Consider the following 13,702-nt stretch of genomic DNA (forward strand, 5'->3'; position numbering starts at 1 on the left):
AGTTTCCCAATAAGGATTCTTATATTATATTGATGTGTAAACATGTAAAAACCTCATTTTGGCATTATTTCTAAATACGGCTTTTATCATTTTAGGATTTATTCTTTTGATAAAAGGAGCTGATTTTATGGTCAGCGGTGCATCATCCTTCGCAAAAAAATTTAATGTCTCTGAAATCGCTATTGGATTAACTATTGTAGCAATGGGAACTTCAGCGCCCGAATTAGTGGTGAATTTGGTTTCAGGTTCTCAGGGATTAGATGATGTAGTATTTGGTAATTTAATCGGGAGCAACATCTTTAATTTATTCCTGATTTTAGGTATTGCCGGTACAATCCGGCCCTTAATCGTTCAATCCGAGACGGTTTGGAAAGAAATACCTTTTAGTATGGGAGTGGTGATCTTGCTCTTCATATTGGTAAATGATCAATTCTTTTTCGGTCAAGAATTTAATTCCGCAGGCTATATCGATGGTTTTATTTTATTACTCCTCTTTGTCAGCTTCATTTATTACGTTTTCTATAATGTAAAAAATAATAACCATATTTTAGACATGCCTGATGAAACCAAAATTTATAATCATTGGGTGACTTTATTAATGATTTTAGGGGGGATAACAGGATTGGTATTAGGAGGGAAATTAGTTGTAGATAATGCAGTTGATATAGCCCGAAGCTTTGAATTAAGTGAAAAACTGATTGGTTTAACCATTTTGGCTGCGGGTACTTCTTTACCTGAATTAGCAACCAGTGCTGTGGCGGCTTATCGAAACAGAGCAGATATCGCAATTGGAAATGTAATTGGCTCAAACATCTTTAATTTAACCTTTATATTAGGGATTAACTCTATAGTGAAGCCCTTAAATTATAACACTCAATTGAATCTAGATTTTTACGTATTAATTGGTGGTTCCACATTGCTTTTCATCTTCATGTTTACTCTGAAAAATAAAAAATTAGATCGATGGGAAGCTATTCTATTTTTGATAAGCTTTTTCGCTTATATGACCTATATTTTCATTAGGAAATAAGCTATTAGCTGAGTTAATTATCAATAAATGTCATAATTTATTATGCATGCCTACTATTTTTTATATAATTTCAGGCATGCAATCAGAAAGTCTATTCATTAACAAAGAGCACTATAAGCTTCACCTCAAAAGATTCTGGAAACAGGAAAATGCCCCCTCTATATTGTTAATCCATGGCAGCATAGAAGATGGCAAAATATTCTATTCCAAATCAGGAAAAGGGTTGGCTCCTTTTCTAGCAGCAAATGGTTTTGATGTTTTCGTAGCTGATCTCAGAGGAAGAGGAAAAAGTACGCCTCATCCAAGTGCCAACCATAATTTTGGTCATGCATCTGCTTTTGAGGAAGACATACCTGATTTCATTGAAGAAATTAATAGAACAAAAGGACAGGGTCCCCATCATTTAATTTCGCATAGTTGGGGTGGAGTTCATCTTATGGCTTATTTGGCAAAAAATGATTTAGAAGATCTTAAATCATTAGTCTTCTTTGGTAGTAAAAGAGATATACGAGTGAAAAGTCTGAAAAAATGGTGGACCGTAAACGTAATTTGGTTTGGCTTTTGCACATTCCTTGCCAAAACAAAAGGTTATTTACCAGCTAGAAAATACAAAATAGGAAGTGCTGATGAAGCAAAGGACTATTTCTTGGAAGTGAACAAATGGGTTCGTTCTAAAGATTGGAAAGATCATCGAGATGGTTTTGATTATGCAGCTGCACTACAAAGCAAAAACATTCCCCCTATTTTATCCATAACAGGTTCAAGTGATACTGAAATTGGTCATCCGGTGGACTGCAAGCGACTATTAAAAGAAATCGGAGATCAAGAGAACTTTGTTTTCAAAGTAATTGGCAAAAAGCAGGGATATCAACACGATTATGATCACATCAATTTACTAACACATAAAGATGCTAAAAATGATCATTTTAAAGAGGTTTTGGAATGGTTGAAAAACCCGAAAATAAAATCTTAAGGGACAGATTTTATTTTCGAATATTCATTATTGGGTTCTCTCATTTATCCATTCAGTAATGATGTCTAAAGCTAGTGGAGAAAATGTTTGTTCTATTGAGGCATACTCATTGGGCAAACCTGTCTCACTTTCTTGAAATAGGTGATTTAAGCCTTCTAACTCTTGGGTTTGGTAATCTTTATTAGCTCCTGCTTCTAAAGCCTTTTTTATTGCTGCTAAATTCTCTTTGGAAGGTACTTGAAGATCATTTGCTCCATTTAAAGCTAAAACAGGACATTTTACCTTTTCAAGGATTTCTTCAGGATCAAATTTTACAAAATCTGAAAACCAGGGCATTGTCATTTGCTTTGCAATTGCTTCTACTTGCTTTTCAGGAATCATCCCTCCAAATTTATCCGTGAAATATTTTTTTAACTCTATTTGTATCTCTTCCGGCTCAGCAGCTAAATTTAATATAATATCGTAAGCTCCTTTCATATTATCCTGAGCCTGCAGCACCGCTGCTTCCGGCACTCCCATTTTTCGTTCAATGGTCGCTTTTTGTAAAAGCATTAATTCATCTCCCCTGATACCAGAGCCTGCTAATAATACAATAAATGCGACATCTTTTTCTCTTTCGGTTGCTACAATTGGCGCTATATTTCCTCCTAAACTATGCCCTATCAATCCAATTTGTTTCCTGTTAATCTTTTTATGGCCTTTCAGAAAGTCTAAAGCACTTTTAGTATCCGCTACAAAATCATTAAGTCCACTTTCATTATAATTTCCTCCTGATTCGGCTGTTCCTCTATCATCTACTCGAAGCACGGCTATACCATTTTTGGTCAAATGATCCGCTATGACTAAAAAGGGCTTGTGATTCATAATTTCTGAATTTCTGTCCTGAGGACCACTTCCGCTAATCAAAATCACAGCAGGGAACTTGGAACCCTTGGCCGGATAGGTCAAGGTGCCGGCTAAAGAGATACCCTCTGTTTCATTCTTGAAAGTCACTTCTTCTATAGTGTAGCCGAAGGGTGGTTTAGGTTCTTGAGGTCGATTTACTTGACTATACGCCTCTATGCTGACGAATAATGCCGAAACTAAGAATATGAAATATTTTTTCATTTTAATTGATTTTTAAATTTTTGGAAAGTCATATAAGAATAAATGATGGGCACCAGGCTAATGACCGCAGTGATTGAAATAAGCACCATAAAATTGATTTGCTTATCAAAAATCAAACTGGACAACACTACAGCAATGCCTCCTATAAACCATAATATACCTGCCAGTTTATGGGTGGCTTTCCATACCTCTTCACTTTCGAGTGTCCATGGAGTTCTAATTCCAATAAAATAATTTGCTTTGATCGTTTTGAAGTAGTTTCCTAAAATGAGATACAATACTCCCACTAGTAAAACTATATAGTTAGGATTGGCAACAGACTGATTGTTGGCAGAATAAATAATAAAAATAGTTATGGCCGAAATAAAAGTGATTAACATAAATCGGATGTTATCATATTTATTCCCCATTTGATGAAGTTTATTCTTGGGGTCAATTTTCGGAACAATTAAGAGTAATACATAAACCAAAACTGGGAGTACAAAAACTGCTAAAATTAATTCAGTTTTCTCACCAAAACGGTCTACCTCTCCTTGCAAATTCCAGTGTAGTGGAACTTTATTTGGTAAATCATTCCAAACGTAAGCCAAATAGACAAAAGGCAATAATACAATCGCAATCAGGGGTAGTTCTTTTTTTAGCTTCATATTTCATTTTTTTAAGGTCATAATCCAGTTCAATAAATCTTCCAGTATGGTGGTATTCAGTGAATACACCACAAACTGGCCTTTCTTTTCACTGCTAATTAAATCGGCCCTTTTGAGAATATCCAGATGATGGGAAATACTAGGTTTGCTCATATTGAATTTATCCGCAATCTGTCCTGCATTCAAATCCTGATCTTTCAGTAGTTCAATGATTTCCCGTCTGGTTTCATCATTCAGGGCTTTAAAGATTGAATTCATTTATTTAGTTATTTAGATAAATATCTAAATATTATATTAGAAATCAAAATACCTCATCTGAATCGCATAAAAGCTATTATGAAATGAATTTGCGCACTATTGCCCGTAGAGATATTCTGCAGCCGCTTCACTCATCGCTTTATAATCATGTCCTGTTCCGCGAACAATATGGGTGGTCCAATTGTAGGCTAAGTTCATTTCAGATGCTATTCTATGGGTTTCTTTATAAAAATATAGCCCTCTTGAAAAGCGACCTAAACCTTGCTGATCCACTTCGGGAGACCTTCTTAACTCTCCACGAGTTTCAGAAGCATTATCTAATTCACCTAGGAAGAGCACCAGCTTTGAACTAAAGTCTAAGCGACTAACGGATTCTCGAATATTTCTGAGTCCTAAGGGAAAAATATCATCAGAAGTAGGAAGGGTATACCAGCCGGAATTAGCTGCTAAAATCCGGTTGGCCTTATTTTGAGGATGAAAAATGGCCATTCTGTGTAAAATTTGCCCACCCGCGGAATGCCCAAAGATGTCATAGTGTTCCGTACGGAATGCCAATTGCTGCTTTGCTAATTCAAAAAGGCGATCAAAATCCTGATACAGCCAACTTTCAGGGTCTTGATTTACGGTAAAACTATCGATAGCGCTACGCTCTTCATTTAAGACCACATCCGAAAGCATGCCCGCTAAATTATAATTCCAAAAATCAGGATAGTATTCCTCTGAATACTCAAGACTTAATACTAATAAATTATAGCTTTCTGCTTTTTCAATCCAGGCATCTCGGTAATCGGCTCCATTTCGGCCTGCACCGGGCACTACTATGATAACTTGAGAATCTTCCTCAAATCCTTTGGCTTTATAATAATGAACTATGATTTGCCGGTCTTGGTGGTAGCCCCCATCAATTAAAAAAGCTCCTTTTACACTTTTAATTTTCACCTCATTGAGCACTAAGTTCTGAAGTGACTCTAGCTCCGATTTCTTGATCAGCTTCATATTACAGTGGGGACAATCGCCTGCTTTGGCAAAGCTCAATTGATCACATTCTAAATTACAGGGAGTACATACATATTCTTCTTGCGGACTTTGACATGCAGAAAAAAAGATAAGAATACTTATTAAATACAAAAGTCGATAGTTCATCCCGAAAGATATTAACTTCTATTCAAAAGTTATTAGATTTTGATATCAGAGAGCCAAAGAAGATGCAATCTTTATTTTCACGATTAACTAATGTAATGAAGTTTGCATTGAGTTCGGATAATTTTATTAGTTAAATATTAAGATAATAAGTTAAAAAATACTAAGCCTGTATCTTCATTTAATAAACACAGATAGCTAAACCCAATAGATCTGAAAAGAAATAATTGCCCTTCTTAAACAAATTCATACATCCGTAGTTTCTTATGAATATTTTAAACCAAACCCTTAAAAGTTATGATCAAATTAAATTTTATTTTATTGATGTTTGCTAACATTTTTTTGTTTGCTAACTCAAACGGCAATGCCAGTGGAAAAAATTATTCTGAAAAAGATACTGACTGGAACAACTGTTACTTAACGCCACAAATTGTGCCCGGTGGTAATTGCTATGGAAGTGGTTCTGCCGGCCAGGCGGTTAGTGGTACACGATACACAGTTGCAGTTACAGCAGGATATAATGGAGCAGTAAATTACAATCGAACTATTGAATTAATGCTAAGCAAAGGTAGTACCATAATCGATGCTGCTTATGTCACCATTCCAGCGGGAGCAACCGTATCAAATAATCAAGACGTATTTCAAATTGCGAGTGAACGATATGGTGATGTAACCATTACAATTGCTAATGTTAACGGTTCGAGTTCATCTGCTTGCTCATGGCGATCTACTACAAATAATGTTAGAAATTGCTATCATGATGATGGGAATTACTCTGGAGGTGGTCTTCCAGGAAGAGACCCAGAAATTCCGATAGAGCCAAATGATCCGACAGATCCAGAAGAGCCTTGTATAAAAGATGCTAATGGTAACTGCATTTAAAGTTCTTAAGTCAATTTGGGCAACCAGATTGACTTTTTTATTTTTCTTCAAAAAACGATTATAGTAGTTTTATGGAATTATTGAAGTTTAATTCTATAACATCTAAATAGCCTAAAAGACCTAAGGTCAGCAATATAATACCCACCACTACCAAAATGCGAGGTAAAATCTCCAATCTAAATACGGAATCGATTCCCACTTCCTCAGGATTTTCTTGATTATAGATCAATCGAATTTTCTTCCCCTCTTCAAGGGCCGGATATTGTCCGATATCTAGTTCTTGGGTAATCCATTCTTGCTTTTCGGTTAAAAACCTGACTACTGGAAAATACAAACCCGTTTTATTATTAATACTCCCTTTATAATTATTTTTGAAAACAATACCCTCAGCCTTTTTACCATTTCTAATTAACCTAATCCCTTTTTGCCATAGGTGAACTCCAATACCTAAGGGAACAATAGAAAAGAGGGCGATTAGGAGATTGTGGTTCATTTGATTTAATTTTAAACTACGGAAATGACTCGACTTTTTTACTTTGCAATTTAATGGTTTTTAGAGAAGGTTTATTGGCATTTGAAGGTAGATATTATTTATAGACCACCATTTAGAACATGTCGAGAACGGGGACTTTAAATCTTATTTGCATGATAATAAGGATTCAGAGCATAGCTCAAGTGGTTACATTCTTATGCGTACTGCTTTTCCATCACGCTATATGCTTAGTTGTTTTTTAGTGCGCATATTTACAAAGCAGGAAAATCCGTTATGCGTGAATTAAAAATTTGAAGTACGCATAATTTTTTTCAGCAAAATCGCCATGCGCATATTATTTTTCAGCAAAAAAAGATGTTAGTATAGAGGCACAAGCGGCACGCATGCGGCAAGCGGGAAAAACAACTGTAAACATTAGTCTGTAACATACTTATTAAAAGATTAATAGGATCTATAATATTTCCATCCTAAATCTTCATACTTTGGATTTGCTGAGAATTCTCCTGCACCAATATCTAGATCTCCAGAATTAGGAATTCTCCTTACTCCCCAGTTGCATACTTTTGAGTCCGATGAGCCATACTCAGTCCATATCCCGATATGCTGATTATTTTTGTAGTTATCTGAGTAGTTATTCACGTCATTGATATGAAGAATGCCATGCCTGTCAATTAACCACCAAATGATCATTTTTCCAGAAAATATACCCACATGATTCTGACTTTGGTCTTCTTTGAATGTAAAATTCGCTATTAGAATACCTTGAGATTTAAAACCTGCGTCTTTATACATAAGATCGACTCCTAATTCCATTCTTTTTGCTTCATGAATACTCTCAATTTCTAATTCACCCAAAAAATCACACTTATTGGTTCCTACTACAGAAACTCCTTTAATGAAATATTTAAAAGGGTCTACTGTATCCTGTTGAATAGAATTATAAAAGGTTTTAATTCGTCTATATTTTGATCCTATAAAGCCAAGAAAGTCTTGATTTGGAATAATCAATCGAGTAAAATCATAGTCAATAAGTTTCTCTCTAATATCTTCCTGATGAAAATTTTTCTTAACTAATTCTACGTATTCAGTTGCATCAGATTGAGCAAAACTGAACTGAGATATAACTGTTAAAGAAACTATTATTAATAATCTTTTCATACTGTAAGTTGTATTATCATACTTAACTATCAACTGTATTGACAGGAATTTAGAATTCAATCAGCTCTCCGCTTCAGCAAATTCGCGCCTTGATTCAAATGGAAAATTTAAGGTGGATTTCAAAGTTCCTCAATAATACATGATTCATTCATGGCATTGGTTGGGCAGCATCTATTTCTGACTCAATTCTTTCAATCTCGGATTTCAGTATAAGTTTATGCTTAAGACCCTTTGTTTGCTTGAGATAATTTCTAGCCTCTTCTAAATTTTTACGTTCAATCTCCATTGCCGCTAAGTTCAAGGTTACAATTGAGGTATCATTTTGGGTTCTTAAACCTAGACTTAATGCCGACTTCAGATTTTCATATGCGGAATCAAAGTTCTGTTTGTTCAGATCAATAAACCCTTTAGTGAAATGAAAGTAGCTCTTTTGCGATTTCTTTAAGAGTTCAGGTCTTCGAATCTTTGCGAGTAAATTTTCGACCTTTTCGTAATTCTCTTTCTTTAGTTCTTGGAATGCTAAGTATACTGTTCCGTTCTTGAAGTAACCCCAAACAATTAGGCAAATAGTGCCAAGTAACAAATAGGTAATGGTCACGTCCCGTTATGATGAAGCCTGTCCAAAGTGAAAGCATAAATTACAGGACAACTGCAAAAAACTCACTATGAAATGAGTAAGCAAATAGGTTTTCTACCATGTTATGTACTTCTTTTGTTGGCAGCTTTACTTAATTCTACTATGCTTTTAGATATTGAATCAATAGATTTATCAGTTATTTCTGAAACATTCTCAGAAGGATGCTTATTCTTTCTGATACTGGCCATAATATCATCAATTTCAATAAACATAGAGGCAAGTTTTCTATTCACTTCACGTTTATTGGTGTCTTCTAGCCCAATTAATTCAGATAAAAATGTTGCCCCCCCACCTATAAAATTGTAAAGATGTGAATATTTTAAATTAATTAATTGGTAAATTCTATATTGATTAAATAGAAAAACTGAAGCTATTCCTAATGTTATAGAAATAGTGGCTCTCAAACTCCATTGGAGATATAAGTTTAATTTAGCTATTGATTCTAATGCAAAAGTAAATAATAAAAAGCATGGAATAATAAATAAGCTACCTATAAAAAGACCTAAAAAAATATTTTTAACCTTTCTAGATTTATTTTTCTGTTCTTTTATACTAACTGCAAAAGTATCTTGTAGCTTATACTCTGCTTTTAAATCAATCAAATCCTGAATGCCGCTGGACACTTGATTTTGAATTTCAGTAGATAGGTTATTGATATCTTGATCAATCTTATTAATCAGGTCTTCTTTTAGACCTTCTACACTATCACTATGTTTATATTCTGGTTTTACCTGATCTACAAAATCATCTAATTCCTCAAACACCGTTTCTCCCTCATTGAAGAAACTAATCATTGAGTCTTTATTTTGTTGTCTTGAGACGGTGCTCCATTTTTGATTCCAATTACGAAATTCATTCTGGTCAAATTCAACCAACTTTTTATTTAATTCATTCCAAGTATCTTTACCTATAAATGGGGAATTTCTGACTTGATGAAAATAACTTCTTTTTTGATTAAATCTTTGCATAACTTCATTGCCCATTTTTTGCAACTCAGTTCCGTTTTTGTTTTCAAATTCTGATTCTTCAAATATATTCATTGGTTGAATTAAATTTTGCATAACAACTTTGTAAGATGTATTAATGCACTTTATACGATAAATACTGCGTATAAAACAACAAGAGTTACTTTATACACGCTGCATCTTGAACCTAATCCCAGAAAAATAATTTGAAATTCGACTTTGGGTTTTGGTTGTTGATGAACCATAAATGTATAGGATTTTATTTTAAATACATCCTAAGAATATAGGTGTTGGTCGAAAAATATCATTATTACCTGAAAAAATATAAGATAAGGCGCTTTAATTGGGTTGCACCACCCAATGCAAATTAAAAAAATCCGCTTGAAGTCTTACTCAACCGTTAGAAGCCGCTTTCTGCTTTAATTTTTTGCAAACTCAATAAGTGGATTTATATCACCATTATCAGCCTTCTTCAAGCAGGCTATATATTCATTTCGTGTTTGATCTGCCTTAACCATATTGGATTGTTGCCAGTGAAATGCTTCTTCACCAAATACTGACTCCATGATAATGTCCGACATCAGTCTGGAATGTCTACCATTGCCATTTGGAAAACAGTGAATTGAAACGATACGATGTTTGAATCTAATCGCAATTTCTTCGGGTGAAAAAGTGCTATTTTGAATCCAATATCTTGTATCATCGAGCAAATAATTCAATTCAATACCTATTTGAGTCCATTTAATTCCAATGTTTTTCTCAGAATTCCGGAATTCTCCTGCCCATTTCCAAACATCATCATACATTTTTTTATGCAAATCTTTAATAAACTTCTCAGTTAGTATTCTTTCTGCTTTGAATTTCTTGCTGATAGTCCACTCAATTGCTTTCTCAATATTTAGTTGTTCAAATTGATCAAGCTCTCCTTGAGTTGTTATTGATTTGATTTTCAAACCCTCCTTTTCTTCTTCATTTAAAGGTGTTTGACCCTCTTGATATTCTAAGTCTAATCCCATAAAGACCTTCTTACCTCACGTTTAATTTCATCAGCAAGTTCCTTTACTATTTCGGTGATTTTTTCATCACCAATCCCCTGATCTTCTAGCTTCATATTTTGATTAGTCCTTAAAACTATCTTTTTTGCCAGTTTTTTAGCTTTTTTTTCTATTAAGTTATCGATTGTGCCATCAATGGGAATCAAGGCATATACAAGTTTCATATCCAGGGCTTTAGCTACTTCCTTCAATGAATTAATGGCTATAGTACCATTAGCTTCTCTCTCTTCAATTTTATTAACCCCCTGTCTGGTAATATTGAGCTTAGTACCAAGCTGAGCCATGGTCATATTTAGTGTAGTGCGAATCGTATGGATCCATCCTCTGTCTGGCAGTTGAATCATTCCCGCATTTTGAAAGGGACTTAGTTTCTGATCCAATTGCTCTATTAAGAGTTTCCGTTTGCTCCTCATTATTGTAATGTTATTAGTTTACAAATTAATATAAATGTAAACATATTAAGTTACAAATTCAAACATATGTAAACCTTTAAGTTGATACATGTTTTGGAAATATAAATTATAATTTCTTATTATCTTGCTCCATAAAATATAAATCAAAGCCTTTTGCCCAGTAATCTTTTTTTACTTCCAGTAGATTGAAGTCCATTTTTTCATAATAGCCGTAGGCCAATTGAGAGGTTCTTACTATCACTTTTTCATATTGCTTTTGCGATCGAATATGAGCTAATCTAAAATCCATTAATGTTCTTCCTATTCCTTTTCCTTGCCAATCAGGATGAATAAAATCCCAAGAAATTACTGCTCGATCAGGATCGTAATTAATTCCTCCTGCCCCTATAATTTCTCCATTCTCCTCCACCACAAAATAATCTTCCCGTTTTTGCTGTAAATATTCTTCCAAATCTGCTTTTTCACTTTCAGCAAAATATTGGGGTGTATTAAGATCAAATAGCACTAATACTTTTTGAAAATCAGCTGAATGATAAGGCCTTATATTCATCGTTGTTATAATTATGAGGCAATGCTCAATAGTGAAGTATTAATCTACATTAATATTGATTAAATATTTAAACTATTTTCAAACCTTTTTCAATATTGTATGTATATACATGTAATTTTACAACAAACACTACTATTATGACATTAAGAGAAAAATGCGAAGACATCTATAAGATGATAGGCGAAGGTAAATTATTAGACGCATTCGACAAGTATTACGGTGAGCCAGTGGTAATCACTGAGCCAAGAGGTACTTGGACTGGGAAAGCAGAATGCAGAAAGCACGAAGAAGAATTCTTAGGAATGATCGAAGAATTCCACGGTATGGAGGTAAAGGCGATTACTTCTAATGAAGAAGCAGGTATCGTAATGCATGAAACTACTATGGATGTTACATTCAAAGATGGTAACAGAGTAAACATGGAACAAGTAGGCGTTCAGAAGTGGGAAAACGGTCAGATCGTTCACGAAAGATTCTACTATCAATAATATTAGTTTTCAAAAGGGAACATCAGAAGCAGGCTGAAAAGTCTGCTTTTTTATGTCTAATAAGATAAAAACACCCTTATAATCCCCTCAAAGGGATAGATTAATGATGCAGGCTATGAAATGTTCCCACTTTGAAGGGGGTTAGGGGGATGTTAACATTAGAAAAAATTAAAATGATCAGCCATTTGTCGGACAAGCAATATGCTTCAATGCACAAGGCTAACGCTGGTCCTAACTTTTGTCATTCTCATTTAATTACTACCTGAAACCTGTCAGGTTTTGATAAAATATAGCTCATAAAGAAACTATTTTTTGCAAATTCTAAGTACTGGAAACCTGACAGGTTTTATCAGCCTTAACTTTCTAATACAAGACACCCCTATAATCCCCTCAAGGGGATAGTTTGATAATGCATGCTTTTTAGGTTCCACCTTTGAAGGGGGCTAGGGGGATGTTATATTTTTAATGAATCGAATAGAAAATACCTATTACCTAAAACTTATTACTTACAACTTATTACTTATTACCTAAAACTTAATACTTACCACCTTTACTTCTATCAAAACCTGTCCAAGGCATAGCTTTTTATTACCACCATTTGTAGCTTTGCATTTAAGATGAAGGAGATGCAGCAGTTTTTTCAAGAAATGGAAAAATCCTTAAAAGAGGATTTATTTGTCAAGCTTACTTTAAGTAAACCCATTCGGAAGTCAGCAGACTTAGCGAACGTATATCTACGTGAAGTAGAAATTAAAAATGAGAAGCTCATCTCTTTTACCTATCGCTACAAAACCAATGATCAGGTAAAAAACTATACTGCCAAAGAAGCCATTCAGGAACTAGAAAAATTGTTGCAAGATGCTTTCCGCATCGCGACTTTATTTACGCTAGAGAAAGATGTAGCCCTTCGGATTAATAAAAAGGGAAAAGCTACGATAACGAATACCCCTCCTACCTTCAGCAATAAGCTTCCTGAGCATCACGACAAACAAAAAGTGAAACGTGCTGAAGAAAGTGAATTCTTAGTTCATTTAGGAATAAAAGATAAGCAGGGAAAATTGATCCCTAAAATGGCTGATAAGTTTAAGCAGATTAACAAATACCTGGAGATCATTGATGGGCTCATCAAATCTACTGATCTACCTAAGCAAGTGAATATAGTAGATATGGGCTCGGGCAAAGGCTATTTAACCTTTGCGCTTTATGATTATCTACACAATACTAAAAACTTAGACGTAAAAGTTACTGGGATTGAGCTAAGAGAAGAACTTGTTAACTATTGTAATGATGTAGCCAACAAATGTGGGTACGAAAACTTATCCTTCGTTTCTGAAAGGATTGAAAATTACGAAAAGGATCAAATTGATATCCTCATAGCACTACATGCTTGCGATACGGCCACTGATGATGCGATTTATAAGGGCTTAGTTTCTAAATCATCTCTTATTATTTGTGCACCTTGCTGCCATAAGCAAGTTCGGCAAAGCGTAAAAGGAACCACTCAGGAAAATCCTATCCTAAAGTTTGGTATTTTTAAAGAGCGCCAGTTTGAGATGGTTACCGACACCATTCGTGCTTTACTTTTAGAGAAAAATCAATATAACACCAAAGTATTTGAGTTTATCTCTAATGAGCATACGCGTAAAAATGTAATGTTAGTCGGCAGTAAAGCGAGCAAAAGTCCAAACGTGGAAGCCATTAACGCCAAAATTGAAGGTTTAAAGCAAGAATTTGGAGTGGAAGAGCATTATTTAGAGACTATTCTAGAGAAGAAGGAGGAGTAAAACCTCATCCTTCTTTTAATCAAAACCTGTCAGGTCTTTGCCGGCTATTTTAATTGATAAAATCTAATATTAGATGAATAATTGTTCTGGAAACCTGACAGGTTTTCTATTACCTAAAACTT

At 34.4% G+C, this 13,702-nt stretch carries 16 protein-coding genes; 5 read left to right on the top strand and 11 right to left on the bottom strand.

Annotated elements, in window-relative coordinates; translation table 11 throughout:
* Nucleotides 1-58: 58 nt before the first annotated feature.
* Entirely contained in the window at nucleotides 59-1,030 is a 972-nt protein-coding gene (locus QYS48_RS02795; RefSeq protein ID WP_308357432.1) for a calcium/sodium antiporter, read from the top strand.
* Between the two features lie 46 nt (nucleotides 1,031-1,076).
* Nucleotides 1,077-2,003 (top strand): alpha/beta fold hydrolase, encoded by a 927-nt coding sequence (locus QYS48_RS02800; RefSeq protein ID WP_308357433.1) that lies wholly within the window; start codon nucleotides 1,077-1,079, stop codon nucleotides 2,001-2,003.
* A gap of 27 nt (nucleotides 2,004-2,030) precedes the next feature.
* Here QYS48_RS02800 and QYS48_RS02805 read toward each other — a convergent pair whose 3' ends face one another.
* The 4 genes from QYS48_RS02805 to QYS48_RS02820 all read right to left on the bottom strand — a co-directional run bounded on the left by QYS48_RS02805 (nucleotide 2,031) and on the right by QYS48_RS02820 (nucleotide 5,158).
* Nucleotides 2,031-3,110 carry an alpha/beta hydrolase gene (locus tag QYS48_RS02805; RefSeq protein ID WP_308357434.1) on the bottom strand — a complete coding sequence of 360 codons (1,080 nt, stop codon included), beginning with the start codon at nucleotides 3,108-3,110 and terminating at the stop codon, nucleotides 2,031-2,033.
* Complete coding sequence (locus tag QYS48_RS02810) at nucleotides 3,107-3,757, bottom strand: SdpI family protein (RefSeq protein ID WP_308357435.1); 651 nt, start codon at nucleotides 3,755-3,757, stop codon at nucleotides 3,107-3,109. The genes QYS48_RS02805 and QYS48_RS02810 overlap by 4 nt, the downstream gene beginning before the upstream one ends.
* 3 nt (nucleotides 3,758-3,760) lie before the next feature.
* Nucleotides 3,761-4,015, bottom strand: coding sequence for an autorepressor SdpR family transcription factor (locus tag QYS48_RS02815; protein WP_302103783.1), 255 nt, complete (start codon nucleotides 4,013-4,015; stop codon nucleotides 3,761-3,763).
* Between the two features lie 96 nt (nucleotides 4,016-4,111).
* Nucleotides 4,112-5,158, bottom strand: coding sequence for a hypothetical protein (locus QYS48_RS02820; protein WP_308357436.1), 1,047 nt, complete (start codon nucleotides 5,156-5,158; stop codon nucleotides 4,112-4,114).
* Between the two features lie 294 nt (nucleotides 5,159-5,452).
* Here QYS48_RS02820 and QYS48_RS02825 point away from each other — a divergent pair, with 294 nt between their 5' ends.
* On the top strand, nucleotides 5,453-6,037 hold the full coding sequence (locus tag QYS48_RS02825; protein WP_308357437.1) for a hypothetical protein: 585 nt from the start codon (nucleotides 5,453-5,455) through the stop codon (nucleotides 6,035-6,037).
* Nucleotides 6,038-6,095: 58 nt separating this feature from the next.
* Here QYS48_RS02825 and QYS48_RS02830 read toward each other — a convergent pair whose 3' ends face one another.
* The 7 genes from QYS48_RS02830 to QYS48_RS02860 form a co-directional block, all read right to left on the bottom strand.
* The gene (locus QYS48_RS02830; RefSeq protein WP_308357438.1) at nucleotides 6,096-6,530 is read right to left on the bottom strand and encodes a DUF3592 domain-containing protein; all 435 of its coding nucleotides are present in this window, start codon (nucleotides 6,528-6,530) and stop codon (nucleotides 6,096-6,098) included.
* Between the two features lie 441 nt (nucleotides 6,531-6,971).
* Nucleotides 6,972-7,688: a hypothetical protein gene (locus tag QYS48_RS02835; RefSeq protein ID WP_308357439.1), complete on the bottom strand. Its 717-nt coding sequence runs from the start codon at nucleotides 7,686-7,688 to the stop codon at nucleotides 6,972-6,974.
* Nucleotides 7,689-7,836: 148 nt separating this feature from the next.
* On the bottom strand, nucleotides 7,837-8,286 hold the full coding sequence (locus tag QYS48_RS02840) for a hypothetical protein (protein ID WP_308357440.1): 450 nt from the start codon (nucleotides 8,284-8,286) through the stop codon (nucleotides 7,837-7,839).
* Nucleotides 8,287-8,387: 101 nt separating this feature from the next.
* The gene (locus QYS48_RS02845; RefSeq protein ID WP_308357441.1) at nucleotides 8,388-9,365 is read right to left on the bottom strand and encodes a hypothetical protein; all 978 of its coding nucleotides are present in this window, start codon (nucleotides 9,363-9,365) and stop codon (nucleotides 8,388-8,390) included.
* 344 nt (nucleotides 9,366-9,709) lie between these two features.
* Nucleotides 9,710-10,306 (bottom strand): mobile mystery protein B, encoded by a 597-nt coding sequence (locus QYS48_RS02850; RefSeq protein WP_308357442.1) that lies wholly within the window; start codon nucleotides 10,304-10,306, stop codon nucleotides 9,710-9,712.
* Nucleotides 10,297-10,725, bottom strand: a complete 429-nt coding sequence (locus tag QYS48_RS02855; RefSeq protein ID WP_308357443.1) for a mobile mystery protein A — start codon at nucleotides 10,723-10,725, stop codon at nucleotides 10,297-10,299. The genes QYS48_RS02850 and QYS48_RS02855 overlap by 10 nt, the downstream gene beginning before the upstream one ends.
* A gap of 139 nt (nucleotides 10,726-10,864) precedes the next feature.
* The gene (locus tag QYS48_RS02860) at nucleotides 10,865-11,308 is read right to left on the bottom strand and encodes a GNAT family N-acetyltransferase (protein WP_308357444.1); all 444 of its coding nucleotides are present in this window, start codon (nucleotides 11,306-11,308) and stop codon (nucleotides 10,865-10,867) included.
* A gap of 137 nt (nucleotides 11,309-11,445) precedes the next feature.
* Between QYS48_RS02860 and QYS48_RS02865 the strand changes: the two genes are divergently transcribed.
* Nucleotides 11,446-11,796 (top strand): nuclear transport factor 2 family protein, encoded by a 351-nt coding sequence (locus QYS48_RS02865; protein WP_308357445.1) that lies wholly within the window; start codon nucleotides 11,446-11,448, stop codon nucleotides 11,794-11,796.
* A 626-nt stretch (nucleotides 11,797-12,422) separates the two neighbouring features.
* On the top strand, nucleotides 12,423-13,580 hold the full coding sequence (locus QYS48_RS02870) for an SAM-dependent methyltransferase (protein ID WP_308357446.1): 1,158 nt from the start codon (nucleotides 12,423-12,425) through the stop codon (nucleotides 13,578-13,580).
* The last annotated feature ends 122 nt before the right edge of the window (nucleotides 13,581-13,702 follow it).

Origin of the sequence: Marivirga arenosa (assembly GCF_030503895.2) — a bacterium.
GTDB classification, from domain to species: Bacteria; Bacteroidota; Bacteroidia; order Cytophagales; family Cyclobacteriaceae; genus Marivirga; species Marivirga arenosa.

Bases quoted from the DNA above. Each gene is read 5' to 3' on its own strand.
- QYS48_RS02810 (WP_308357435.1), bottom strand. From the start codon at position 3,757: ATGAAGCTAAAAAAAGAACTACCCCTGATTGCGATTGTATTATTGCCT.
- QYS48_RS02825 (WP_308357437.1), top strand. From the start codon at position 5,453: ATGATCAAATTAAATTTTATTTTATTGATGTTTGCTAACATTTTTTTG.
- QYS48_RS02850 (WP_308357442.1), bottom strand. From the start codon at position 10,306: ATGGGATTAGACTTAGAATATCAAGAGGGTCAAACACCTTTAAATGAA.
- QYS48_RS02860 (WP_308357444.1), bottom strand. From the start codon at position 11,308: ATGAATATAAGGCCTTATCATTCAGCTGATTTTCAAAAAGTATTAGTG.
- QYS48_RS02820 (WP_308357436.1), bottom strand. From the start codon at position 5,158: ATGAACTATCGACTTTTGTATTTAATAAGTATTCTTATCTTTTTTTCT.
- QYS48_RS02845 (WP_308357441.1), bottom strand. From the start codon at position 9,365: ATGAATATATTTGAAGAATCAGAATTTGAAAACAAAAACGGAACTGAG.
- QYS48_RS02805 (WP_308357434.1), bottom strand. From the start codon at position 3,110: ATGAAAAAATATTTCATATTCTTAGTTTCGGCATTATTCGTCAGCATA.
- QYS48_RS02835 (WP_308357439.1), bottom strand. From the start codon at position 7,688: ATGAAAAGATTATTAATAATAGTTTCTTTAACAGTTATATCTCAGTTC.
- QYS48_RS02870 (WP_308357446.1), top strand. From the start codon at position 12,423: ATGCAGCAGTTTTTTCAAGAAATGGAAAAATCCTTAAAAGAGGATTTA.
- QYS48_RS02830 (WP_308357438.1), bottom strand. From the start codon at position 6,530: ATGAACCACAATCTCCTAATCGCCCTCTTTTCTATTGTTCCCTTAGGT.
- QYS48_RS02800 (WP_308357433.1), top strand. From the start codon at position 1,077: ATGCCTACTATTTTTTATATAATTTCAGGCATGCAATCAGAAAGTCTA.
- QYS48_RS02865 (WP_308357445.1), top strand. From the start codon at position 11,446: ATGACATTAAGAGAAAAATGCGAAGACATCTATAAGATGATAGGCGAA.
- QYS48_RS02815 (WP_302103783.1), bottom strand. From the start codon at position 4,015: ATGAATTCAATCTTTAAAGCCCTGAATGATGAAACCAGACGGGAAATC.